Raw genomic sequence first — 24,960 nt, 5'->3', positions numbered from 1 at the left:
TGCGCATCTTATACAGTATGCCTTCGAGCGTTTTTCTATGGTCGGGCTTATTATAAATTCGACCACTTAAGTACATTACTTTTGATAAGACATTCCATGTCCCGTCTGTTAACATTAATCTTGGCATATAGGTTCGGTGTAAAGTTTTCTGGCGAATTCAATTATACCTTATCTTCATGCTGTTTGTTTTTCATACCACAAAGATCAACACGCCCTAAGCTTACGCTTTAAAAACGCAAACAATGTGCAAATAATGAGGAAGTAATAAATTATTTTTAATAAAAACTGATGATTCAAAAAAAGTTCTGGTTGATTGCTTTGCAATCAATATATAAGCTAATAAAATAATACGATTAATTACTCTCTGGCAGTAGTGTTACTGCCCTTAATTCTCAAAGCTGATATACTGCTTGAGCCAATTAAACAAACAAATACAGAGCACTTTCATAAATAATGATTAATAACCAACCCTACTTAGCAGGCAATCTGTGAAAATACCTAAACGCCTACAACCTCTTGTTGATGATGGCCTTATTGACGAAGTAATAAGCCGACTAATGAGCGGTAAAGAAGCCGATGTATTTATTGTGCGTTGTGGTGAACATATTCGCTGTGCGAAAGTGTATAAAGATGCGGTTAAACGTAGTTTTAAAAAGGCGGCACAATATCAAGAAGGCCGAAAAGTACGTGGTGGACGCCAAGCGCGTGCTATGGGTAAACGCTCTAGCTATGGCCGCCAATTAGAAGAAGAAATTTGGCAAAATGCCGAAGTTGATGCGTTATCTCGTTTAGCTGGCGTGGGTGTACGTGTTCCTGATACTTACTTTTGTATTGATGGCGTGCTGCTTATGGAGCTCGTCTCTGATGAAGATGGTAACGTAGCCCCTCAACTAGGACATGTCGTTTTTAGTGAAGAGCAAGCGATTGAGCAGTATAAACTCATGATACATTACATTAAGCTTATGCTTTGCGCTGGTATAATACACGGTGATTTATCTGAGTTTAATGTACTTGTAGATAATAACGGCCCTGTAATTATAGATTTACCGCAAGCCGTTAACGCTTCAGCAAATAACAGTGCACAAGCTATGTTTGCACGCGATGTAAATAACATACGCCGCTACTATGGTGAATTTGCGCCAAGCATACTAAAAACTCAATACGCTAAAGAAATGTGGGCACTATTTGAAGAGGCCAATTTAACGCCTAATTCAACGCTTACAGGTGAATTTGAAGACAGCGACGAACTTGCTGATGTAGATTCTATTCTTGATGAAATTCAAGCTGCCGAATACGAAGAGTTTGACCGTTTAGAGCGAATTAAAAATGCTGACGACGATGAGTAACTCATCGTCATAGCTCATTTCACCTTACTGTGGATGCACAAACCGGTAGCCAACCCCATAAACAGACTGGATAACACTTTCAGTTTGTGTCACTTCATCTAGTTTTTTACGCAACTTTTTAATATGGCTATCAATAGTACGATGGCTCACAATACGCTGATCGGCGTACATAGTGTCCATTAAGCTATCGCGCGAATAAATACGATTTGGGTTGTTAAACAAAGGTTTAAATAGTTGAAATTCAAAGTTCGTCAATTCTATACTGTTTGATTTAAATTTTACGCTGTAGCTGCTTTCGTCAAGCTTCATTGTTGACTCTGTAACGTCACTTGCGTTATTTAATCGCCTTAAAATAGCTTTTACGCGTGCCACCAGCTCAGCATAACTAAACGGCTTACAAATATAATCATCTGCACCTAATTCCAGCCCAAGCAGCCTATCTATTTCTTCTACTTTTGCCGATACCATAATAATAGGCACGTTTGAAAAGCGCCTAATTGCTTTACACAGTTCAATACCACTTTGGCCTGGTAACATTATGTCTAGCAAGATTACACTCGGCCTGTTAATTTCAAGCCAAGGTAATACTTCATCCCCGTGATGTATTTGATGTGTAATAAAGTGATGGCTACTTAAAAAGTCACTCATTAAGTTAGCTAGCTTTACTTCATCTTCCACAATCAGTATTTGTTCACTCATAGGCATCTCTGTAAGTAACCTCAACTTTATTTTTATAAATTAAATAGTTGGCAATCTAATAATAATAGCAAGGCCGCCTAAGCTGGCTTTTTCTGCAGCTATTTCACCTTTATGACCTTTAACTATATGCTGGCAAATAGATAAACCTAAGCCCGAACCGCCCTCTTGGCGATTACGCGAACTATCTACTCGATATAAATACTCAAACAAATGCGATAAATGCGACTGCTCTACACCTACACCATTATCTTCAATTATAAGCTCTAAATAAGTTTGCCCTTTAATACTTATATTTTTAGCTGTTAATGAAATAGTTGTACATTGTGCATAGTGCACGGCGTTCATTAAAATATTATCGAGTAGCTGCAAAAGGCGTGTTTTATCTGCTTGTACAGTTATGTGTTTAGCGCTATTTAGCAAGTATATTTTTATATTATGTTGTTCAAGCAAAACCTGATATTTTTGCTCAATAGTATTTAATAATAATGCCATATCAGTAGGTTGCATTGTGTAGTGCATACCTCCTAACTCTGCGCTATTGAGCATATGCAAGTCGTCTATTAAGCGTTTTAAATGTAGGGCTTCATCGTTAGCCGAACTTATATTTTTTGCGTTCGGTTCTCGTATACCAAGTAGCATAGCTTCAAGTTCACCGAGTAAAATACTCATTGGCGTCCTAAGCTCATGAGAAATATTAGCAAGCCAACGCTTACGTACTTGCTCATCTTTAGCGAGTGTAAATGCAAGCGTATTAAAATCTTCGCTCAACTGTCCTAGCTCGTCTTTTCGCTCAAGCGTGAGTTTGGTCTCGTAATTACCTTGCGTTAAACGATGCATACCGTTAGCAATTTGCTTTACAGGGCTTACTAGGTGACGAGACAATAAAAAAGTAACCATTAATGTTAGCAATACCGCAGCTAAAGCAATAAACCATAAGTAGTTAGTTTGCTGCTGTAAAAAATCAAGCTCATAGCCATCAACCAAGCTATCTCTTTTAGAAACTGCTAAGTAACCCACTATTTTATCGTTAACAATAATTGGGGTTGTTATATATTTTAAATCGCTGAGGTATCTACCCACTACTCGCTGTTTATTTTCGTCAAGCAAAGCGTAGTGAGCAATATTTTCTGGCGGTGGGCGGCGATCTTCCTCTAAACGAATATGATCTGGCGGCGGTCGTCGCATCATTCGCCCACGCGGACCTGAGCCTTCTTGTGGCCTAGGCAAAAACTGGCTATTTTCTAATTGCGATTCAACACGTTTTCTAAAGTTTTCGCTATCGCCAACAACTCGTTCCCATGAGGGTGTTTGTTCGTATTGCTTTGCAAGTTGCACAACAAGTGGTTCAAGCGCTTTTACTTCTTTTGCATTAACAAAATCAATTACGCCTTGCCCTATACTCCATTGTATAAGAACCACCAGCCCTGCAATAACACTAAAGGTAAAACTAAATAGTATTAAAAAAAGTTTATTATGAATTTTCATTAATGCGTGTTTTCAACCTTGCTAGGAAAGCTTTCAAATCGGTATGTTATAAACTCTTTGGTTTGGTCGTTAACATACAGCGTAGCAACTATTTTTTTACCTTGAGCGGTCCAATACATATGACCATGATTATTTAAAGTAACCGATACGGTATTTATACCCGTTTTAAATAAGTTAGCAGGTAAATGCAACGCTTGTCCGTAAATTCGCTGTATTTTAACCCCATTAATGTATAAATGAGCATGACCTTGTAAAAAAACGGTGTCTTGGTTTGTTGTCGCAACCATCATTTGTTGCATGTTCATCGTGCCCTCTGGCGGCACAGACAAATCATAACGCTGTGTATCTAAAATTAAGTTATAACCCGACATACTATCTTTTAATAACTTAAGGCTTAATGCCGGGATTGGCGTATCATTTGGCACAGCTATAGGCATATGGCTATGATCCATCATTTCCTGCTGCGCAAAGAGCTTGAAGCTCAATAGCGCAGCAGTTGTTAGGATCAATGCGTATTTAAAATAACGCATAGTTACTCCTTACATTCCTGGTGGTGGACCCATTGTTTCGCCCGTATCACAGCGACCAATTGAATTATCGGCTAATTGACCTTTAAAACGAGGCCCTATTTGATAAGGGAAAGAAGGCTGTAATTTACCATCGCTGTCTAGCGTTAGTGTTATATGGTAGTGATAACCCTTGCCATCGTTAGTATCGTGGCCGTTATGCTCATCAAGTTGTGCACCGGTTACTGTTTTTTGTGCATAGTAGAAATCTTCAAAATAATAACCATCGTCGGCATTTAATGTATTACCAGAGAGCGTCGTTACTTGTGCGCCAATAGCAGGACCTGCATCACTTGTTTGTGTACCTTGGCTAACATCGTATTGATCAACTAAGGTACAGCTTCGCTCACCCTCAGTACCACACCCCCCTTCACTTGTAGGTGCACCATAATCTCGCATTTCCCAGCCACTTAATGCTAGTTGTCCGTTACTTTCATAAGGACCATAAAGTGGATAGCCATCAGCTGCAAACCCATAAATAGGTGAATGCGCATCGCCATCATCTTCAAGTAAATCAGCTAAGCAACTAGTGTAAAAATGGTGATGATATTCACCGTTAGCAGCATGTCCGCCACATACATCCACATCGTATTGTTCGGCAATTGGCGCTAACGTATACCAAACATTATTACCGTAGCTCATACCATCGCCCCAATTAAATATGCTGGTGCCATTAACCATTAAACCAACTGTACCTAGGCCAGTTTCACAGGTTTCGGTGTCAGGTAAATCGGTGGGTGTTATTGGAAAGTACGCTTCTACAGCTTGTTCAGTCGGACAACCTGGTCCTGGAGGCCAATAGCCTGCACCGCCTGTGTCATCACAGTTTTCAGTGCTGCTGTTATAGCCAATATCTTCACCAAACGAAATGGTTTGCCCTACTACTGCAGAAGTTACACCGTTATAAAAATCGGTAGCTGCACGCGGGCGGTTATTTAACGCGTCTACTTGGTCTTGTGTAAGCGTTACATCATATTTAGGAATGTCAGTTGTTTGCACATACATGTATTCAACGTCAGCATCTTCCTCAGAAACAGTAACAACCTCAACTGATTGAACATCTTCAACCACTGCGCCATTGTTTTGTATATAAGTAGAGGTTGTATCGTTGTTAATTAACCAGCTGGTAAGTTTTGCACTATTATCAACTGTATCTGAGTCTGATGAAGCAATAACATTAACTATAACTGTATCTACAACGACATCGTTTGTGCCATCATCTGCACTGATTTCAAATACAAGTGCTTCATCGGTTAAAACTTCAGGTGCAACAAACTCAGTAGACGTTGCAGTACTTGAAGATAAACTAACGGTAGTGCCTGATGTTTGTGACCAGCTAACAGATACTTCGCCATCATCTTCAACTGTTGAAATTAAATAAACGGTATCGCCCGCATTAACAGTTTGGTCAATACCGGCGTCAACAGTTGGAGCACTATTACTGACCGTTTCGCCGTCTGTTGTAGTACTTGTAGAATCGCTATTACATGCGCTTAAAGCAATACAAAGCGCGCTTAACGCAAATAACTTAGTGGCATTAACGGCTTTTGTTTTAAGAAGTGTTTTCAATGCTTGAACCTTTACTTTAACGTTTAATAAAACAAAGTTAACAAGTAAAAGTGCAAACAATGTGCACAAACAAAGGAAGAATCTATATTAAAATTACAACTGTGGCCTTTTAAGCAAAAACTTATCTTTGGTTGTACTAAAGTAATCGCCGCCCATTTTGCCCACTGCATTTAATAATTCAGGGTCAATATAGCCACCACTCATCACTTCATCGTCTATACAAATACCCACTACATCCAGCAACATCATTGTTCCACCGCCAGGCTCATTTGAAATACTAATAACTTCGCGTAACTTACATTCAAACCGTACTTTTGAATCGGCAACGCTTGGCGCGTTAACTAACTTACTTGGAGCTTGGGCAATGTTAGCTGCATCAAACTCGCTTATATCACTAGGATAATTTGCACAACTTTGGTTCATTTTTTCAACTAGCTCTTGGCTGACAATATTAACCACACATTCTTTAGTTGCCATTAGATTACTAAGCGTATCTTTATTCGTTTTATCACTAGGGTTTACTTGCGTAACACTTAAAACAGCTGGCTTGCAACTAGCCACAGTAAAAAATGAATAAGGCGCAATATTTGCACTACCTTCGCTATTTAATGTACTTATCCATGCGATAGGCCTTGGGCTGATACCGCCTACTAAGTAAGAGTAAACATTTTGGTTGGTATTTTCGGTGAGATCTAAAAACATATTTTTTCAACTAAATAAGAATATCAACATGCCTAATATCTTAATCCGATGAAGGTTGGGGTTAAAGAAGATTTACAAATGAGAAAAGTTAAAAAGTAAAACCGAGCCTTCAGGCTCGGTTTTCAATCCATTTAGCAAGGCGCTACATTATTGAATACTCTGACTTTTGTTTTTAAATCAAATGCAGCATAAGCTGCAACAATAATAAAACACCCCGCAGGCACAACATAAGAAAACGCGACACTGTATGTATCAATAAACACAGCTTGGAATACAGGAACTATCGCTCCACCTAAAATAGCCATTACTAAACCAGCAGCACCTAGTTTTGCATCATCGCCTAACCCATGTAGTGAAATCGCGTAAATAGTTGGAAACATTAACGACAAGCAAGCCGATATACTTACCAGCGCCCATACGCCACTTATATTTGGCATTTTCACCATATAAAAACACAGCAGCATTGCAATAATAGAGGTTGCCATTAACAGTTTGGCAGGACGAATAAATCCCATAAGCCAGGTCATTACAAATCGAGAAACTAAAAAGGTGATCATACTGTATTGTAAAATACTTCCCCCAGTAACTTCATTTGTATCGAGTGCCTCCATTACGTACTGGATGGTAAATGTCCATACACAAGTTTGCGCCGCAACATTAAAAAACTGGGCGATAACACCAAAGCGGTAATGGGTATTTTTAAACAAGCGCTTAAACGTTGCACTAAATTCTACATGCTTAGAGACTTTTTTTTGCTTACAAAAATTAGGTGTTTTAGTAAACGCAATTGCCAACCAAATAAAAACCAACACACAAGCCATACCAACATAAGGCACCATAACTGCATCAAGTTCTGCGCTTATAATGCTAGTTAATTGCTCACTATTCATATTTGTGCGCTCACCAGAGGTTGCGGTATTGAGCTTTGGTAAAATAAGGGTGGCGGCTAAAAAAACACCAATGTTAGTACCGACAGGGTTAAATGATTGCGCCAAATTCAACCTGCGAGTTGCACCTTGTTGGGTGCCCATTCCCATTACATAAGGGTTTGCTGATGTCTCTAAAATAGATAAGCCTCCAGCTAACACAAACAAAGCCACTAAAAAAAAACCATAAGTCATTGCTTGGCTGGCGGGATAAAACAAAAATGCTCCGATTGCAGCCATCCCTAAACCGGTTAACACACCTGTTTTATACGAAAAGCGTTTATTGACATATGCCGCCGGAATAGCTAGGCAAAAGTAAGCTCCATAGTAGCTAAATTGTACCAATGCAGACTGCACTGACGACATAGTAAAAATTTTACTAAACACTTTTACTAGCGGATCAGTCATGTTTGCCGCAGCTCCCCATGCAGCAAAGCACAGAACAAGTAAAATAAAGGGAACCACCATCTCCTTGGAGACAAGAGGTGTTTGTGTGTGTGTGTGTGTGGTCATTGCCGTGTCTCAGTTGTTAATGTTAAGTAAAGCATTTAACCAGTTAAATATCATTCCGTCAATAAATCAACTATAGTTATTTATTAACCTCCTGTGACTTATTTATACTCTGTCGTAAATTTAATAATAAGAAATGAACCCGGCAATAAAGCTAATATAGTCGCCAATTACACACACTCGGTGTACAATTAATCAGGTTATTCAAGATAATAACAACTAGGTAGGAATAATTATCAAATCTAAAAACCCTCGACTCTCTTTACAAGAAGGCCGAAGCCAATCTGGCCTGCGTGCTCATAATGAACGCCGAATTATGTCATTAATTCGCCAACACGGTAGTGCTCCAAAAGCTGAAATAGCACAAAAAACAGGACTTTCAGCACAGGCCGTCACAGTAATTATCAATAGCTTAGAAGCAGAATCGTTATTAATACGGAAAGACCCGCAGCGTGGCAGGGTTGGCCAACCAACCATCCCATTTGCGTTAAATCCAGATGGTGCATTTGGAATTGGCTTAAAAGTAGGTCGTCGCAGTTTTGATTTAACCCTGATTGACTTAGTAGGAAATATACGCGCAACTTTGCACGAAAACTGCGCTTACCCCACAGTACAGAGCTTGCTAACCTTTTTAGAGAAAGGGATCAGCGTACTTAAAATGAGCTTAAGTGACGAATTAGCCAAGCGTATCTTAGGTGTGGGTGTTGCAACCCCTTACGAAATTTGGAACTGGACAGAAGAAGCCGGCGCTCCAAAAACAGTATTGAATGAATGGAAGTCTTTTGATTTTAAAGAAAAAATAAATCAAATTGTACACCTTCCCGTGTATGTATGTAATGATGATACTGCGGCTTGTTCAGCTGAATTAAGCTTTGGTAATCCTGCTCGTTTTAGCGATTTTTTATATATTTTTATTGGTACTTTTATTGGTGGTGGAGTTGTTATAAACGAAACCTTATTTACTGGTAAAAAAGGTAATGCCGGCGCTATAGGTTCATTACCTAGGCCTATGCTTAATAGAGAAGGACAACTAACCTCCCAACAACTTATTATGCAATCATCACTGTATATTCTCGAAAAAATGCTCAAAGGTGATGGCTACAATACTGACATACTATGGAGTTCAAAAGAGTATTGGGGAGACTTAGGCCCCGTACTCGATAAGTGGATAGACCAAGTTGCAGATGGCCTCGCCTACGCGGCATTGTGTTCTTTAGCTATTTTTGATTTTGAGGCAATTGTCATTGATGGCGCCATTCCTATCAATGTCAGAGAAAAAATAGTTTTGGCAACAAAGTTAAAATTGAGCCAGGCTGATCATCGCGGTATTAATCGCTGTGAAGTACAAAGTGGCTCTATTGGCGCCAAGGCTCAATCAGTAGGCTGCGCTAACCTACCGTTACTTATCAACTTTTCTCAAGATCACGCAAGCCTTTCACACCACTAATATACTTTAAAGTTAAAAAGCAGCCATCGGTAACGTTGGCTGCTTATTTATTTTTTATCAGAGGTAAAAAATTCACTCAAACAATCAAAAAGCTGTACAAAAAATAATAAATAATAATAGTTGATTTATTATTTTAAGTTCTCTACATTCTATTTACAAATTTGATAACACTGACATGTTTGATTAATAAAACCGCAAATTTGTATACACACACAACGAAGAGAGAACAGAAAAATGAAAGTATCAGCAAAAATGACTCTAATTGCAGTCGCTGTAGGTCTATCCATATCCCCTAACGTCTTGTCACAAGAGCAACAAGAAGCAAAAAGTGATTTAGGGTTTGAGCGCATCATTGTAACGGGAACATCTCGGCCAAAAGAGAAAATCGAATCAACTAATGCAATAACTACCTTTAACGAAGCAAAGTTAGAGCAATTGGCTCCGCACAGTGTTGCTGAATTAGTGCGAAGTATTCCTGGTTTTCATGCCGAAGACACCGGTGGAGAAACCGGTAACAACGTAGCCCCACGAGGCTTTCCGTTATCAACGCAAACAGAGTTTACAGCACTACTTCGTGATGGTATGACCGTGTTTTATAATCAAGATATTTTATTTACTCAAAATGATCGCTTTACCCGTTTGTCTAATTTTGTTGGCAGCGTTGAAGCTATTCGTGGTGGTGCCTCGTCAATTTTTGTTGGTAGCGCGCCAGCTGGGTTTATTAATTTTATTTCTCGTGAAGGCTCCGATGATACCCAAGGTGATGTGTTTTTTGAAACCAACAGCAACAACCGCCTAGGTGGACAAGGTTGGGTTAGCGGATCAATAGACGATCAGACAACCTATGCAGTTGGCGCTTGGTATCGCAAGGATGACTCCGCACGCGATCCGGGGTATACAGCTAACCAAGGTGGTGAACTTAATGGCAATATTAAGCACTTTTTTAAAGATGGCAGCGGCTTTACCCGCTTTGAGTTTAATAAACAAAACGATAGATCATTCTTTTTTATTCCTCAGCCATTAATAGGCTCAACCACCAATGCTAAAACAATCCCAGGCGGGATGGATATCAGAGATGGCACCACCGGTAACTCAGCAGGTGCGCGTTTATTAACTCTTAATAACACCCCAAGCGGCGACATTGATTTGGATATTGCAGATGGTAACTACGCTAATGTGACCTACTTTGGCAATACAACCGAAATTGAAATCAACGAAAACTTAGTCTTTTCAAATCAAATGCGTTATACCGATATGCTAACAACCTTTACCGGCATCATTAACGTAGGTAACGCCGAATCGTTAGCTAGTAAAGCACAAGCTATATATGCTGCAAATACTGATTTCCTTGCAGGTGCCATGGTTGATGGTAACCTAAGTTACGATATACGCGATGCAGGAAACGGCTTTGTATTGGCTGATTCAAGCAACGTAAATACCTACAACACCAATGGATACGGAATAAACGCAGGCTTTTGGCATAGACGTTTTGAAGGCGACAACTTTCAAAACGAAACCAGATTCAACTACACCTTTGATGATGTAGGCGAAGGGACTCTTTATGCTAATTTTGGCTTATTCTTCTCTAATATTAATGGCCATGTTACCGACTATCGAATTAATACACTGCAATCAGTAGAGCCCCTGCCGCAGCGCTTAGATGTTGTATTTACAGATGCACAAGGTGTTGACATTGCCAGCGGTACTTACAAAGGTATTCAGTCTGGATCACATGGTTTTGCCGATATTGTTTATAGTGAAAATACCCTTGCGCCATTTGCTGACTTTGAATACGAGCTTGAAGATGTGTCGTTTAATCTGGGCCTAAGGTACGAAACCCTCAAAGCAGATGGGGAAGCGCAAAACCAAGCTAATTACACAATTGACAGTTTTGCCAGCGATACTGATACCGTCAATGGGAATATTACCCTGCCCTTTGGTGATGGGACTTACCGAAACTTTGATGTTGAATACAACGAAATGGCATGGACAGTTGCAGCTAACTACAAATTTAACGACGACTTAGCGGTATTCACTCGATATGCAGATGGTTTTCGTATGCCTGATGTAGATAAATACATGGCGATTACCAACCTAACTAGTCAAGAGGAAATTAATCAATTTAATAACTCTGAGAGACGCGAAACACAACCAGCTTCAACGGTAATGGCCGAAGTGGGCATTAAATATAACGAAGGTGATGTCGCAGCATTTGTAACCGGTTACTTCGCCGCTGCGGATGATTTATTCTTTAATGTACCTACTGTTGAAAATGGTCAAGTAGTGCAACGTCAAGCCTTTAGAAACACAGAAACCTTAGGTGTAGAAGCCGAATTTAACCTGCAAATCACCCAAGACTGGCGCATTGGTGTATCTGCAACGTACCAATCACCCGAATTTGTAAACACACCAGCGGCGCAATACTTGGATGCTAATAGAAGCTCTGCCTCTATTGATATAAACGGCAACTTACCTGTACGTGTGCCTAAGCACTTTGGCCAATTAACTAGTAGCTATCAGTTTGAAGATTTTTCGTGGGGTATGGCAGCTATTCATGGTAGCTACTCTTGGAGCGGTAAACGTTATGCCGACGACGCCAACACAGCAGAACTGCCTATGTATGGCATGTTAAACCTTGGTTTATCCCTTGAAAACGAAGACGGTTATTACCTTCGTGCCGATGTTAAAAACCTAAATAACTCAGAAGGCTTATCAGAGGGAGATCCTCGCGCAGGTGAGACGGTAGCAGGTCAAGCAACTACATTTAATGCGCGCGTTGTCTTACCTCGTACCTTTAGCCTTACTATTGGTAAGCGTTTTTAATTTTACTCTAATCTAGGGTATCTTCATGCAAAGCGATACCCTCGCAATTTTTAGGAAAATATAATGGAAGTAGTTGCAATTGGTGAAGCTTTAATAGATATACTCTCACATGACTGCATGCACAATAAGGCATCAAATAGCGAACTAGACTTCACACAGTTTGCCGGAGGCGCACCCGCTAATGTTGCTGTAGCCGTAGCAAAGCTTGGTGGTTCAAGTTATTTGCTTGGTAAAGTAGGCAATGATAAATTTGGTCGCTTTTTAATAAATGCACTCAAAATGTATAATGTAAACACATCTTATGTTGGCTTTTCAAAAAAAGGGAAGACGGCACTCGCGTTCGTATCGTTGGATGAAAACGGTGAACGTACATTTGAATTTTACGATAAAGATGCTGCACATTACGATTTACAAATAACCGATTTAGAGCCCTCTTTATTTTCAACACCTAAAATTGTGAGTTTTTGTTCAGGCTCTTTTGCAAAACCTTTAGTATTAAATACAACCTTACATGCGCTAAAACACTTTAAAGAATCAGGCTCGGTTACATGCTTTGACATTAACTTTCGTTCAGCCTTCTGGGATGAACCACTCACAGCTAAATCTGTTATTGAGGATGTTGCTAAAACAGTTGATGTTATTAAAGCGAGTAAAGATGAGCTGATCTCGCTTTATGGAATAGAGCATATTGATACCACCATTAGAAGTTGGGTAGATAGTGGCGTAGCTTTAGTTTTAATGACCGATGGTGGCGAGCCTATTACTTTTTCATCTAGCTCATTTAGTGGTACTTATCCTTGCCCTCAGGCATATGTTGTGGATACCACAGCTGCAGGCGATGCGTTTGTAGGTGGTTTTTTATATCAAATATCTTCGCTAGTGAGTAATAAAACAGAATTTACTGACTGGGCAAGTAACTTTACTAACGTTTCAAAGGCTATCGACTTTGCTACTAAGTGCGGAGCCAAAACAGTAGCAACGTTTGGAGCCTTTGATGCCCTACCTACATACCATGATATCTCGGCGAGTACCCTTAAATCTTCGTGTCGATGTTAAAAACCTAAATAACTCAGGAAACTTATCAGAGGGAAGTTTCACTCAGGTGAAACGGTAGCAGATCAATCAATTATATTTAATGCGCGCGTTGTCATATCTCGTGTCTTTAGCTTTACTATTGGTAAGCGTTTTTAATTTTACCCTAACTGAGGGTATCGTCATACAAAGCGATACCCCCGCAAGTTTTAGGAAAAGATAATGGAAGTAGTTGCAATTGGTGAAGCTTTAATAGGTGTACTCTCACATGACTGCAAGTGCCAAAATTGCTTAAGTATCACGGTAATTCTCCCTATTTATAATACTTCTTTTATTGGCGACTCATTTTAGTATCACCTTAACATGAGTTGCCTATATCAAAATCGTTTTTACACTAGTCTTCTTTTACATTTAATACGTATTGGTTTTGTCTTATTATTTATAATGCCACGGTTTTAATATTGCCAGTATGAAAGAAAAAATAAACATCGTGTGGTTTAAACGTGATTTACGTCTTAGCGATCATCAACCATTAAAAAATGCATTTAGTAATGGCTTACCGACCCTGTTACTTTATAACTTTGAGCCATTACTGCTCGAAGATGCACACTACAATGAGCGGCACTGGCGCTTTGTGTATCAATCAATAGTTGAGTTAAATAATCAGCTAGCGCGTTTTAACGCCTGTGTTTATATATTTAATTTAAATATGAACGATTTACTTGAATCGTTAAAGATGCAGTTTGAAATAGTTAATATTTTTAGCCATCAAGAAATAGGCTTAAACAACACCTTTGAGCGCGATAAGGCAATAAAAGCATGGTGCCAGCATAACCACATTAATTGGCAAGAATCACAAACAGGCGCTGTTATTCGCGGCAAAAAAAATCGTAATAATTGGAACGAACGCTGGCAGCAAACAATGCAAGCACCTATTGCTGTTCCTAATTGGAAGAGTATAAAAACAATTACCCTTAATAACTATCAAGCGCCTGAGCTGCCAAGCGCTTACACTCAAGATCATGACAACTTTCAACAAGGTGGCCCACTGCATGCGCGAACTGTAATGCAGAGCTTTTTTGCCGAGCGCGGTAAAGGTTATCAAAAAGGAATATCGAGCCCAAGTTTAAGCCAAACCCACTGCTCTCGGCTTTCGCCCTATCTAGCATGGGGGAACATTAGCCTTAGGCAAGTGTATCAAATGGCCATTGATGAATATCATTCAAAACACCCTGATAAAAGAGGCTGGAAACGCCCACTAGCAGCGTTTGTATCGCGCTTGCATTGGCACTGCCATTTTATGCAAAAGTTTGAGAGCGAGTGCTCTATGGAATTTTTAGCCCTTAATCCAGGCTACCATGTATTTCCGTATCGCGATGATGAACATGTTAAAAACGATATTGAACGCTGGGCGCAAGGTCAAACAGGTATTCCCATTATTGACGCTTGCATGCGCTGCTTAAAAGCCACCGGCTATATAAACTTTAGAATGCGCGCCATGCTTGTAAGCTTTGTAACGCATCATTTAAATATAAGCTGGCAGCAAGCAAGCTTTCCTCTCGCTAATTACTTTTTAGATTTTGAGCCCGGAATTCACTATCCGCAAATTCAAATGCAAGCCTCGGTAACAGGCATTAACACCATCAGGCACTACAACCCAATTAAACAATCAGAAGATCAAGACCCAACAGGTTCGTTCATTAAAAAGTGGTGCCCCGAGCTTGAAAAACTCCCTATTGAATATTTACATCAGCCTTGGGAGCAAACTCCAATGGAAGCACTCTTTAACGACTTTAAGTTAGGGGAGGATTACCCTGAACCCATGCTTGATTTAACAGCGGCCTCAAAAGAAGCACGCGAACGCTTATGGCAATACCGTGAGCGAGCCGATGTTAAACGTGCCATAGGGAGGATTCTTAAAAAGCACGTTGGGGGTACTCAAAAAGTTACTCGAACAAAAAGTAAAACGGATACTAAAAGTAATAGTAAGGCTAAGTAAGCATGGCACACAAAAAACTAAACTTACCTCAAAAAATATGTCCTATTTGTAATAAACCTTTTACATGGCGTAAAAAATGGCAGCGCGACTGGGATAACGTTATTTTCTGTTCAGAGCGCTGCAGGCGTAATAAATAAGAGTAATAATTAACTGGCGTCTATTTTGCAGCATCATCAGTAATTAGTGCTTTTAAGGCTTTATATAAGCTTATTTTGTAAATAAGGCTTAGATAACCTGAAAAGCTTACACTCAAGCAAGGAGAAGATGATGACGATTAAAAAAACGGCAAGTTCAACATGGTCTGGCGACATTAAAACAGGCAAAGGTAGCATATCAACTCAAAGTGGCGCGCTTAATAAACAACCATATGGTTTTAATACCCGCTTTGAAGATGAGGCAGGCTCAAACCCTGAAGAATTAGTAGGTGCAGCGCACAGTGCATGTTTTAGTATGGCGCTTTCACTTGCATTAGGTGATGCAGGCTTTACCGCAGATAAAATTGATACTAAAGCCACTGTAAGCCTTGATGAAGTAGATGATGGTTTTTCGGTGACGCATATTGCCCTTGAAGTAAAAGCGCGTATTGATGATATTCAAAATGAGCAGTTCCAAGCCTTATGCGAGCAAACCAAAAAGAACTGCCCTATTTCCAAGCTCTTAAATACTGAAATATCACTAGATGCGATACTTCAATCAGCATTTTAACTATTTAGACTTAACTATTTAGACAGCCCCTTACTAAACAAGCCAAGTAAATATTTACTTGGCTTTTTTATTATAAAGAAGTATCTCTAGGTTTATTCCTACTCAAAGCACTTACTACTAGCCCAATTCCCATCCCAAGCGCTGGCCATATTACCCAGATATAACTAGGCGAAGTTAGTAAATTTATAACGCTTAGCAAAGTTAAAATAAGTAAATATGCTTTAATTTTTTTGCCTATTGTAATTGTATTGCTCATTTATATTCTCCAAGTAATGTATGTCGCTATTATTGTTTTAATAAGCAACGTACACACCTGCCAAATGTCACTAAGTGATCTGACATTAGTCATTATTTTTCATTTAATTACATAGTTATTTATTACGTATAAAAACATAAAAAACAATACTTTAATCTATTTGTGTTAGAATCTAATCTCAACTAACCTAAACAAATATGCATAAGAGGATGAGCTAAATGAGCGAAAAATCAAAAGATTGCGAAAAAGTGACGTGTAGTAACTGTGCTGACGCTAACGATCTCGAATTTGATTTTTCTATGGCTTTTCAACCGATTATAAACTGTAAAACTAATCTCATTTACGGCTATGAAGCGCTGGTTAGAGGTTTAAATGGCGAGTCTGCCTATTCAATTATTTCAAAAGTGAATGAAGACAACCGCTATGCATTTGATCAGCTTTGCCGTATTAAAGCCATTCAACTAGCTTCAAAGTTAGGCATAACATCAATGCTAAGTATTAATTTTTTACCTAATGCTATTTATAAACCAGAACGATGTATACGCACCACACTAGAAGCTGCAAAAAAGTATAACTTTCCTATTCAAAATATTATGTTTGAATTTACTGAAGTAGAAAAAATAGAAGACACCGCACACATTAAACGCGTTGTTGATTACTACCAGTCTCTCGGATTTAAAACCGCCACTGATGACTTTGGTGCAGGTTATTCTGGTTTAAATCTACTGGCTGACTTTCAAACAGATATTATCAAGCTGGATATGGCGCTCATACGCGATATTAACAACGACAAAAAACGCCAACTAATAGTAACTCATTGCTTAAATATGTTTCGCGATTTAAACATAACCGCACTAGCTGAAGGCATTGAAACAGTACAAGAATATACATGGCTTAAAAACGCAGGTGTTGAGCTTATGCAAGGGTATTTATTTGCCAAACCAAGCTTCGAAAACTTGCCTGAGGTAACCTACGTTTTTAATTAGGAAAACCTACAATATGCAAACACTTTATTACAATCATTTAATTGCCTTATAAAACTACATTAATATAACACCCATTCTAGTAACAAGTTTACTCAATTATAAGAAGGGATACTTATGCGCTTTTTAATGCCACTCACTTTACTCACACTTAGCTGCACAGCGTCTGTAAACGCTGAGCAGTCAGAATCAAAACAATGGTTTAACTCTATAAACTACGCAAAAATTGATTCTGATTATTACAGCGATGATGTGTATGGGCTATCAACTCACTATTACTTTGAGAAGCAGCAAAACCCTGGTGTTTGGGATGATTTTGGCTACTTGGATACAGATAGCAATATAGGCTTAAATTATTTTAATTCAGATGGTTATAGTGGAAAAGGTATTTTTGGAGAAGGCTTTTACGGCAATGCTTTTGCAACTTTTGAACTACCCAATATTGGTGATGCCGACAACTATTCACTAGGTTTAGGTTACTTATTTGCTGATTCACTAAAAGTATCTGTACGTATGTTAGATTATGAATATAGCGATACAGTTTATTTGTTTAAAGCTCAGTATAATCATGAAATTAACGACACCGACTACATTGGTTTTACTGTTGAAACAGATGATGAAACAGAGTCGTGGGACCTATCATCACGTTACTTTGCCCATCTTTATGATGACAGCTATTTTGCTGTAAATGTTGACTATCTAGATGTTGGCGACGACTCAGTTTTTAATGTGCTCGCAAACTATTACTTCAATAAACATGTTGCAGTCGGTATTGGCTCAAACGACTCTGATTTAGTTATTGAAGGTAAGTACTTTATTAATGATAGCTACTACTTCACAGCTAATTACACTGATAATGATAACTATGATATATACAATCTTAGCTTTGTAGCCCAGTTTTAATAAACACAAAAAAGCCGCCTTGCTGGGTCTGCTCAGTTAACCAAGGCGGCTTTTACTAAACAACTATAACTACATATTACCAAGCTCTATCATCATTGCTGTGTACATACGTAAATTCAGTTCAAGTTGCTCAAGTGTCATAAATTCATGCTCTGAATGACCTGTGTAGCGCTTACCCGGCATTGAAGGGCCAAACGATACAGCATTATCAAACAGCTTTGCGTTAGTGCCACCACCTATTGATACAAAGTCAGCTTTTTCGTCGCCCGTAAAATGCTTGAAAATATCAAGCAGCTTTTGCGCATGTGGCGCGCCATCAAGTAGCATCGGTGTGCCAATAATTGTTTCTATGTTAGCAAGTGTTACATTGTTAGTAGCTTGCCAATTAGCGAGTGCATCATCAATTTGCTTTTGTAATACAGCTTCGTCTTTACCCATTGGGCGACGTGCATTTACAGCAAGTGTTAGCGCATTAGCATCGCGCTCAATAACGGTTGGTGCCACTGTCATTGGGCCCATAAAGTCGTGCTTGTAAGCTATTTCGCCAAATTGTTTACCGTGAATGTCTAAACCAATTAACTGATTCACAAAGTCGATTAGCTCGCCGTCACTGTTATTTTCAAGCTTCACACCTTTAAATAACTCAGCTAAATAAGCAATAGCATTTATACCCGACTCCGGCTCAGATGAATGCGCCGACATACCTTTAACGCTTATTGCTAAACCATTACTTTTTTCACTAAAGTTAAATTCAACTTTATTTAATGTTTTAGCTTTTGCTTTTAATGTATTAATAAGTGCCGCGTCTGCATTGTGAAGCACTAAGCTGGCGTCTTCTGGAATTTGGCTTCTAAACGCACCGCCAGTTACATCCTTTACATATAAACCCGTTTGTGGTGATGTTGCATTAAAAGTAGGTGCAATTAAGCTCCAGCCTTTCTCGGCAACCACTACAGGGTATGATGCATCAATCGTTACTGCATATTTTGGTTGCTCATACATTTTCATGAATTTAGTAAGCGGTTCCCAATCAGATTCCTCAGCAAGATAAATCATCAGCTCAATACGGTTATTAAGCGTTATGCCTTTATCTTTAATTGCCTTCATGGCGTAAAGCGCTGTCGCTATTGCACCTTTATCATCCTCAGTACCACGACCAACTAATTTACCCGGTTCAGACGTATCAATAATAAAAGGGCTTTGTTTCCATTTGCTAGCATTAGCAGGTTGCACGTCGCCATGGGTTACTACCGTTACTTTTTCGCTTTGCTCGCCCATACCAATTAATACGGTGTAGCCTAAATCTTGATAGTCGAAACCAAGCTCTGCGGCTTTCATTTTTAAAAGTGCTTTAAAGCCAATAAAATCGGGATTTTGAGGAGCGCTAATGTCGTTTTTATTAACGGTTGGAAAAGCCACTAAGTTAGTTAGTGTGTGTATTTGAGCATTTTTGTAGGTATTTACTGCGTAATCGGCAACGCTATCAATATTTTTGTTTAACTGCGCATGAGCACCAAACGCAAATAAAGCAATACTGGCTAAAGCTAACTTTTTCAAAACAATTCCCATTTAATTAATGACTAAGAGTGGTAATTATAACGCTATGGGAGGCTTACATATAGCAATTTGTGGCAGGCACACAGGTAACTTAAGGTAAATATTTATATAGCAGCTTTTATGAGGATGACTGTATAATCCGCGACTTAACATTAACAGGGTCTTTAATTGTGAACCGTCGAAAAAAAATCGTCACTAAATTTCAAAAAAAAGATAAACGCACTAACGCTAAATTGCATAAAAGCAACAAACCGTCTTATGTATCAAAAGCTGAGCGCGAAAAACTAGCTGAACAAGAAAGTAATGAGCCACAGGTAATCCAAGAGTAGCTTTACGTTACCTGTTGCTTTGATAATTTAAAGTGGCAAAAGTACCGACCACTTACATAACATACCACTGCCGTGGCAACTATAAGTTCAAACGTAGCTAAGTAATTAACTGTATCTACATATGGCATTGCGAGGTTTATACTTTGCATCCAATCAGCCATTTTAAATAATGCAGTTGCCCCAATAACCATCGGAAATGTAAAAGCAGCGTAGCTCGGTGTAAAAGGTCTGCTTAATAACTTTATAAATAACACGTAAACAATCAGTGTTTTTATTATCGCTAATATAAATAATGCCCCCACTATAATAAGTGACGGATTAGCTACAATATGAAAATACCCCGCTAATGTTAAACTGGCAGGCGCAGCTAAAATGGCAAGTGTTGGCTGTATTTCGTAGTCACTTTTTAATGCTAATAAAAAACGATAAAACATAATTGGCAGCATTATCGCGTACGTTGATATACCAATAACCAGCGCACTATAAGCTAACCACGCTAATGTCGGATTTCCCGAAAAAGTAACATCTGCAATAATTATCCCTACTGGTGGCACAAACCAGCTGGGCGCCATATCCTCAAAGTTAAACTTTTTTGCTCGCTGGTATAAAAAGCTCACCAAAAATGTGAGATGCAGCACAAAAGCTAAAACCCACATAGTATCACCAGCTAATGGGTTAAATTGCCCAATTGAGTTTGAAATAACAAGATTAGCCATTGCAAATGTAGGGATCACACTTCCTGCAACTGGGTGTGCTAAATCGGCTTTTAATAAATGAGGGTGCAGTAAAAACTTGGCTGCTAAAAGTAAAATTAATACAGAGGCGAGTAGCGCTCCCAAAAATTGCCCGTGATTATTTAAGTTAAAAACGTTTTCCCATGTCCACCCCATACTGGCAATACCCAAAGCTAAACCAGCCATAGCTGTTGGCGCACCCATCACTTTATTTTTAAATTGCTTAAACACTGTATTTCCTAATCATTGGGTGATGAACAAGTTACTGCTTTTTACTGCATTGCCTTAAAATAACGCTGTAAAATTAGTACAAGCGTGCTTAATAGAACGCTTTTTGCGTACAAATATTTCATAAAAATAAGTTTACGGCTTACATATTAAAGCGTATGAAAAAAGCCATAACACAGTTATGGCTTTTACTTTATTTTAAAATTTAATTTAGTTAAAACGCGTAACTAATGCTTACATTAAATGAACGACCCTGCCCAGCAAGTTGTTCAAACCCGTTGCTGCTATCTTGTTTAAGTGCTGCAATACTTACGCCGCCTAGTGGGAGTTGGTAGTACTCATCAAACACGTTACTCACTTCTGCGCTTAGCGTTAATGAATCCCATGTGGCTTTAGAGCTTAAATTAACCAAGCTGTAGCTGTCTGTTTGGTTTTCAAAACGATTATTATCTACACGGCTTTTATTATCGACCCACTGCCAAGATAATGCGTTTTCAAACCGACCCATTTGCTGACTAATACTTAGCTGGGTTTCCAGTGGTTTAATTTGGTAAAGCGGTTGGTTAGTATCGTCGCGCTTACCTCTGGTATTAGTAACATTAGCGTGTAGCTGCCAGTTGCCTAAATTTTTAGATTCATAAATATTGGCTGTTAACTCTATTTTTGCACCATACAAAGTCGCATCTACATTAGTAAACTGAAAAATGTTACGCGCAGTATTGTCCAAGTCATAACTATTGAAGCTTCTTACACTATCAGCATCAATATAGTCACTCACATCTGTATACCAAACATTGGTGCTTAATCGCCAACCATCATCTTTAGCCGATTTAATATAAGTAGCACTTATTGTATGCGCTGTTTCAACGTCTAAATCAGGGTTACCAATATAACCATTACCATCGCCATACCAACCAATCATGGTGGTTGCCATAGTACTTACACCCCAACTGTATCGATCATATAAATTAGGGGCGCGGTTTTTGCGGGCAAGGCCAAATTGTAGCTCATCATTATTTGTTATTTGGTAGTTAATTAATAAATTAGCGTCAACTACAGTGTCGGTTTTATCTCTGTCGCCAGCATTAAAGTTCTGTGCAGCAATGCTATTATCTGTAGACGTATCGCTCATGGTCATGGTTTCCATACTATCCATGTCGCTCATATCGTCCATATCCATCATGCTCATACCATCGTTGTAAGGCTGAACCTCACCTACTTGGGTATTAACACTTTCAATACGCACGCCTGCGTTTAACCACAGTTTTGTATTTATTTGGCTCTCGTATTCAGCAAATGCCGTTATGCGCTCTCGTTTGCCGTTATTTATATTTACGTAATCGTTTGGTCCCATCATGGTTGAGCCTTCGATACCTGGCCACCAATCATCAATGCTGTAATTGTAATATTCTTGAGCGAGTAAAATACTGCTGCTTTTATTAAGCGCGATACGCCACTTAAGCTGCGTACTTATATCTTGTGCATCGGTTTTCATTCGCATCATGCCTGTTTTTTCTTCACTGAAAAAACCCATTTCGTGCTTTACACTGTGCCAGTTAACTTGCCCTTCAAGCTCACTGTTATCAAAAGATCGTTTGTATTGAGCTATTGCACCGTAACTGGTGTTATCGGTCATATCCATATACTGATTTGCAAATCCCTGATACGGGATTTTTTGATATGTTAGCTTTATCATTAATTGCTGTTTATCATCGCGCATAGCTGCGGTTAAACTATGATTTTGTGCTCGATACAATGTATCTAATACTACATCGCCGTTACCGTCTTCATAACTATCTGCGTCACTAAACGAACCCTGATAATTAAGGCTAAACTTGTCGGTTGCTAAACGTGCACCAACGCCAAGTTTACGTCCGTTATCAACGCTACTGTACTTTGCTGATACATAACCTGAGTGCCAACCTAATTCATTGCTATCGCTATACTGTGGTGAAATAGAATTAACGCTTATTACGCCAGCAATATTATCGCCGCCCGCACTCACTGGCGACACGCCTGCAACCACATTGTAAGACGTAATTTGATTAGCCGAGATATACGACAGTGGCGGGTTCATGTGATTAGCGCATGCAGCGGTAACATCTGCGCCATCAATTAACACTTTAACTCTGTCGCCCATTAAACCATTTAAAATAGGGAGGTTAGATACGCCGCCCGCAGCTGAAAAGTCGACACCTAAATCACTTAATAACGATTCTGACGAACCAAGTGCTAAATGCTTATTTTGAGCATGTCCGTGTACTTCAATTACTTCTAAAGGCGTATCGTCGGCAAATGCAAAAGGAGATAGCACACCGCTAATAAAAAGTGCGACAGGGGAAAGTAAGTAAGTTTTTTGAGTTTTGCTTTTATAAACCATTGTTAATTTATGCCACTGTAATAATTGGCGTAATTATAGTGTGAACTGCAAAAGCAAAAGCGCGACATATTGTCGCACTTTATCAATTAAGAATGTTGTTAGGTGTGTTTAATCTAAAAGGTCATATAATAAATTAAGTATTTAACTTAGCGACCGTTTGAGAAACAATATCTGCTCCGCGTTCAATCTCTTTAATGACCTCAGATACATTCGCAATAAGCTCCCGGCCTTGCTCTGAAGAGTCTGAAACCGACGTAATTTGCCTTGATATATCATTAGTGAGCTCTTGGTTATTTTTAACAACGGTCGCTATTTCATTAGTTGAACTACTCGTACTGGCTGCAAGTTGTCTTACTTCATCAGCTACTACAGCAAAACCACGGCCGTATTCACCAGCACGAGCAGCTTCAATAGCAGCATTTAGTGCTAGTAAATTAGTTTGATCAGCAATGCTGCTAATTGTAGAAACAATGGAGCCTATAACAGCTGATTGTTCATTAAGATTTTTAATTAAATCAACTGACTTAAGTACTTGGCTTACAATGGCATCGGAGTTTGCAACAGAGCTTTGTAGTATTTCAGAGCCTTTCTTAGCGGTCTGCGCAGTAGCTACCGCCGATTTATACGCTATTGCAGCAGCTTCAGTTACTGCACTGTTATTATTAATTCGATCGGTAATATTTGATGCAAACTTAATTATTTTAATTACACTACCTTTGCTATCTAATATTGGATTATAAGTAGCTTCTAGCCAAATTTCTGAACCATCGGCGGCAATACGTTTAAATTTTCCTGACTTAAACTGCCCCTGCGCTAATTCATTCCAAAAGCGCGGATTTTTCTCATAAAATACTTCAGTACAAAACATTTTATGATGCTTACCTACAATATCTTTTAAGCTATACCCGATTGTTGTTAAAAAGTTTTGGTTTGCGCTTAAAATATTTCCTTCAGGAGTAAACTCTATCGTAGCTAATGCTTTATCAAGTGCACTAGCGATAGCTTCTTGTGCCTTTCGTTGTATGTAACTAGCCGTAATATCAGAGGCTATTTTAATAACCTTAGTAACTACGCCGTGCTCTTCAACCGGGAAGTAAGTTGCTTCAAGCCAAAGCTTATCACCATTCGCTTTGTATCTTAAAAACGATCCTGCTTTAGAGTCACCTGCCTTTAATGCTTGCCAAAACTTGCTGTATTCGTTTGAGCTTGCATACTCACTTTCGCAAAACATACGATGATGCTTACCAATTATTTGCTCTTTACTGTAACCAATAGTTTTTAAAAACAACTGGTTTGCGTCTAATATTATTCCTTCAGGGGTAAACTCTATATAAGCCACATGCTTATTAATTGCAGATAAAACAGACTGCTTTTGAATTAATTGAAGCTCCATTTCTTCAATTTTTGCGTTTTTTTTAGAAATACCAAACATATAAAAACCTTAAGGAGTAAATTAGCACTAGGGTTGTTGACCTAAAATTAGCAAATTAATGTAATATCAATATGTAACTATACTGTAAATATAAGCTTTAAATAGCCTTTCAGCTAATATTTAATACCTTACAGGCGCCTGCTTTATAAATAGTTTTTTTATTTTATGAATTTTAAGTAGTATTTTCTTCTAATTAATATTTTAAAAACCTAACAAAAACACTAGGGGCTGTTGATCTTTGTAGTACATATATCAATCAGCCCACATTGGTAGCCACATCATAGTAAATGCTAAAGCGAGCATTGAATGATAATTTCGTTCAAGCTTTTCATACCGCGTGGCTATCCCT

Annotated in this window: 21 protein-coding genes and 2 pseudogenes; 10 read left to right on the top strand and 13 right to left on the bottom strand. The window is 38.8% G+C overall.

The window, feature by feature from the left end:
- Positions 1–127 (bottom strand): annotated as a pseudogene (locus QL998_RS16975) (IS5/IS1182 family transposase); the annotation flags it as partial.
- A 361-nt stretch (positions 128–488) separates the two neighbouring features.
- Here QL998_RS16975 and QL998_RS16970 point away from each other — a divergent pair.
- Complete coding sequence (locus tag QL998_RS16970; protein ID WP_002958167.1) at positions 489–1,346, top strand: PA4780 family RIO1-like protein kinase; 858 nt, start codon at positions 489–491, stop codon at positions 1,344–1,346.
- Positions 1,347–1,370: 24 nt separating this feature from the next.
- Here QL998_RS16970 and QL998_RS16965 read toward each other — a convergent pair whose 3' ends face one another.
- The 6 genes from QL998_RS16965 to fucP form a co-directional block, all read right to left on the bottom strand.
- Positions 1,371–2,045, bottom strand: a complete 675-nt coding sequence (locus QL998_RS16965) for a response regulator (RefSeq protein ID WP_165744078.1) — start codon at positions 2,043–2,045, stop codon at positions 1,371–1,373.
- A 39-nt stretch (positions 2,046–2,084) separates the two neighbouring features.
- Positions 2,085–3,530 carry an ATP-binding protein gene (locus QL998_RS16960; RefSeq protein ID WP_290193124.1) on the bottom strand — a complete coding sequence of 482 codons (1,446 nt, stop codon included), beginning with the start codon at positions 3,528–3,530 and terminating at the stop codon, positions 2,085–2,087.
- On the bottom strand, positions 3,530–4,060 hold the full coding sequence (locus QL998_RS16955) for a hypothetical protein (RefSeq protein WP_290193123.1): 531 nt from the start codon (positions 4,058–4,060) through the stop codon (positions 3,530–3,532). Before QL998_RS16955 ends, QL998_RS16960 begins: the two co-directional genes overlap by 1 nt.
- A gap of 9 nt (positions 4,061–4,069) precedes the next feature.
- Positions 4,070–5,725 carry a YHYH protein gene (locus tag QL998_RS16950; protein WP_290193122.1) on the bottom strand — a complete coding sequence of 552 codons (1,656 nt, stop codon included), beginning with the start codon at positions 5,723–5,725 and terminating at the stop codon, positions 4,070–4,072.
- Between the two features lie 33 nt (positions 5,726–5,758).
- The gene (locus QL998_RS16945) at positions 5,759–6,367 is read right to left on the bottom strand and encodes a flavin reductase family protein (RefSeq protein WP_165744370.1); all 609 of its coding nucleotides are present in this window, start codon (positions 6,365–6,367) and stop codon (positions 5,759–5,761) included.
- Between the two features lie 131 nt (positions 6,368–6,498).
- A complete protein-coding gene (gene fucP / locus QL998_RS16940) occupies positions 6,499–7,806 on the bottom strand; it encodes an L-fucose:H+ symporter permease (RefSeq protein WP_165744371.1) in 1,308 nt (435 codons plus the stop codon).
- 226 nt (positions 7,807–8,032) lie between these two features.
- Between fucP and QL998_RS16935 the strand changes: the two genes are divergently transcribed.
- The 6 genes from QL998_RS16935 to QL998_RS16910 all read left to right on the top strand — a co-directional run bounded on the left by QL998_RS16935 (position 8,033) and on the right by QL998_RS16910 (position 15,809).
- Positions 8,033–9,250 (top strand): ROK family transcriptional regulator, encoded by a 1,218-nt coding sequence (locus QL998_RS16935; RefSeq protein WP_356948112.1) that lies wholly within the window; start codon positions 8,033–8,035, stop codon positions 9,248–9,250.
- Between the two features lie 234 nt (positions 9,251–9,484).
- Positions 9,485–12,073, top strand: coding sequence for a TonB-dependent receptor (locus QL998_RS16930; RefSeq protein ID WP_290193121.1), 2,589 nt, complete (start codon positions 9,485–9,487; stop codon positions 12,071–12,073).
- A gap of 63 nt (positions 12,074–12,136) precedes the next feature.
- Positions 12,137–13,129: a carbohydrate kinase gene (locus QL998_RS16925; RefSeq protein ID WP_165744373.1), complete on the top strand. Its 993-nt coding sequence runs from the start codon at positions 12,137–12,139 to the stop codon at positions 13,127–13,129.
- A 445-nt stretch (positions 13,130–13,574) separates the two neighbouring features.
- A complete protein-coding gene (locus QL998_RS16920; RefSeq protein ID WP_165744374.1) occupies positions 13,575–15,104 on the top strand; it encodes a deoxyribodipyrimidine photo-lyase in 1,530 nt (509 codons plus the stop codon).
- Positions 15,105–15,106: 2 nt separating this feature from the next.
- A complete protein-coding gene (locus QL998_RS16915; RefSeq protein WP_076916399.1) occupies positions 15,107–15,241 on the top strand; it encodes a DUF2256 domain-containing protein in 135 nt (44 codons plus the stop codon).
- Between the two features lie 130 nt (positions 15,242–15,371).
- A complete protein-coding gene (locus tag QL998_RS16910) occupies positions 15,372–15,809 on the top strand; it encodes an OsmC family protein (RefSeq protein WP_290193120.1) in 438 nt (145 codons plus the stop codon).
- A 70-nt stretch (positions 15,810–15,879) separates the two neighbouring features.
- Here the strand turns inward: QL998_RS16910 and QL998_RS16905 are convergent, their stop codons facing one another.
- Positions 15,880–16,065 carry a 2TM domain-containing protein gene (locus tag QL998_RS16905; protein WP_290193119.1) on the bottom strand — a complete coding sequence of 62 codons (186 nt, stop codon included), beginning with the start codon at positions 16,063–16,065 and terminating at the stop codon, positions 15,880–15,882.
- Between the two features lie 218 nt (positions 16,066–16,283).
- On the opposite strand from QL998_RS16905, the gene QL998_RS16900 reads away from it, so the two are divergent.
- Together QL998_RS16900 and QL998_RS16895 are read left to right on the top strand one after the other, a co-directional pair.
- Positions 16,284–17,051, top strand: a complete 768-nt coding sequence (locus QL998_RS16900; RefSeq protein ID WP_290193118.1) for an EAL domain-containing protein — start codon at positions 16,284–16,286, stop codon at positions 17,049–17,051.
- Positions 17,052–17,165: 114 nt separating this feature from the next.
- On the top strand, positions 17,166–17,951 hold the full coding sequence (locus tag QL998_RS16895) for a putative porin (RefSeq protein ID WP_290193117.1): 786 nt from the start codon (positions 17,166–17,168) through the stop codon (positions 17,949–17,951).
- Positions 17,952–18,020: 69 nt separating this feature from the next.
- Here QL998_RS16895 and QL998_RS16890 read toward each other — a convergent pair whose 3' ends face one another.
- Positions 18,021–19,508, bottom strand: a complete 1,488-nt coding sequence (locus QL998_RS16890) for a dipeptidase (protein ID WP_290193116.1) — start codon at positions 19,506–19,508, stop codon at positions 18,021–18,023.
- Between the two features lie 170 nt (positions 19,509–19,678).
- Here QL998_RS16890 and QL998_RS16885 point away from each other — a divergent pair, with 170 nt between their 5' ends.
- On the top strand, positions 19,679–19,837 hold the full coding sequence (locus QL998_RS16885; RefSeq protein ID WP_165586726.1) for a DUF2986 domain-containing protein: 159 nt from the start codon (positions 19,679–19,681) through the stop codon (positions 19,835–19,837).
- 2 nt (positions 19,838–19,839) lie between these two features.
- On the opposite strand, the gene QL998_RS16880 is transcribed toward QL998_RS16885, so the two are convergent.
- From QL998_RS16880 to QL998_RS16865, 4 genes and pseudogenes are all read right to left on the bottom strand, one after another.
- Positions 19,840–20,802, bottom strand: coding sequence for a TDT family transporter (locus QL998_RS16880; RefSeq protein WP_290193115.1), 963 nt, complete (start codon positions 20,800–20,802; stop codon positions 19,840–19,842).
- Between the two features lie 211 nt (positions 20,803–21,013).
- Entirely contained in the window at positions 21,014–23,179 is a 2,166-nt protein-coding gene (locus QL998_RS16875) for a TonB-dependent receptor (protein WP_290193114.1), read from the bottom strand.
- 133 nt (positions 23,180–23,312) lie between these two features.
- A complete protein-coding gene (locus tag QL998_RS16870) occupies positions 23,313–24,611 on the bottom strand; it encodes a PAS domain-containing methyl-accepting chemotaxis protein (protein ID WP_197098742.1) in 1,299 nt (432 codons plus the stop codon).
- Positions 24,612–24,863: 252 nt separating this feature from the next.
- Positions 24,864–24,960 (bottom strand): annotated as a pseudogene (locus tag QL998_RS16865) (IS5/IS1182 family transposase); the annotation flags it as partial.

It is taken from the genome of Pseudoalteromonas sp. APC 3691, assembly GCF_030408135.1.
Lineage (GTDB): Bacteria > Pseudomonadota > Gammaproteobacteria > Enterobacterales > Alteromonadaceae > Pseudoalteromonas.
The sequence above is the reverse complement of the archived record's forward strand: the minus strand, read 5'-3'. Positions and strand labels throughout refer to the sequence as shown.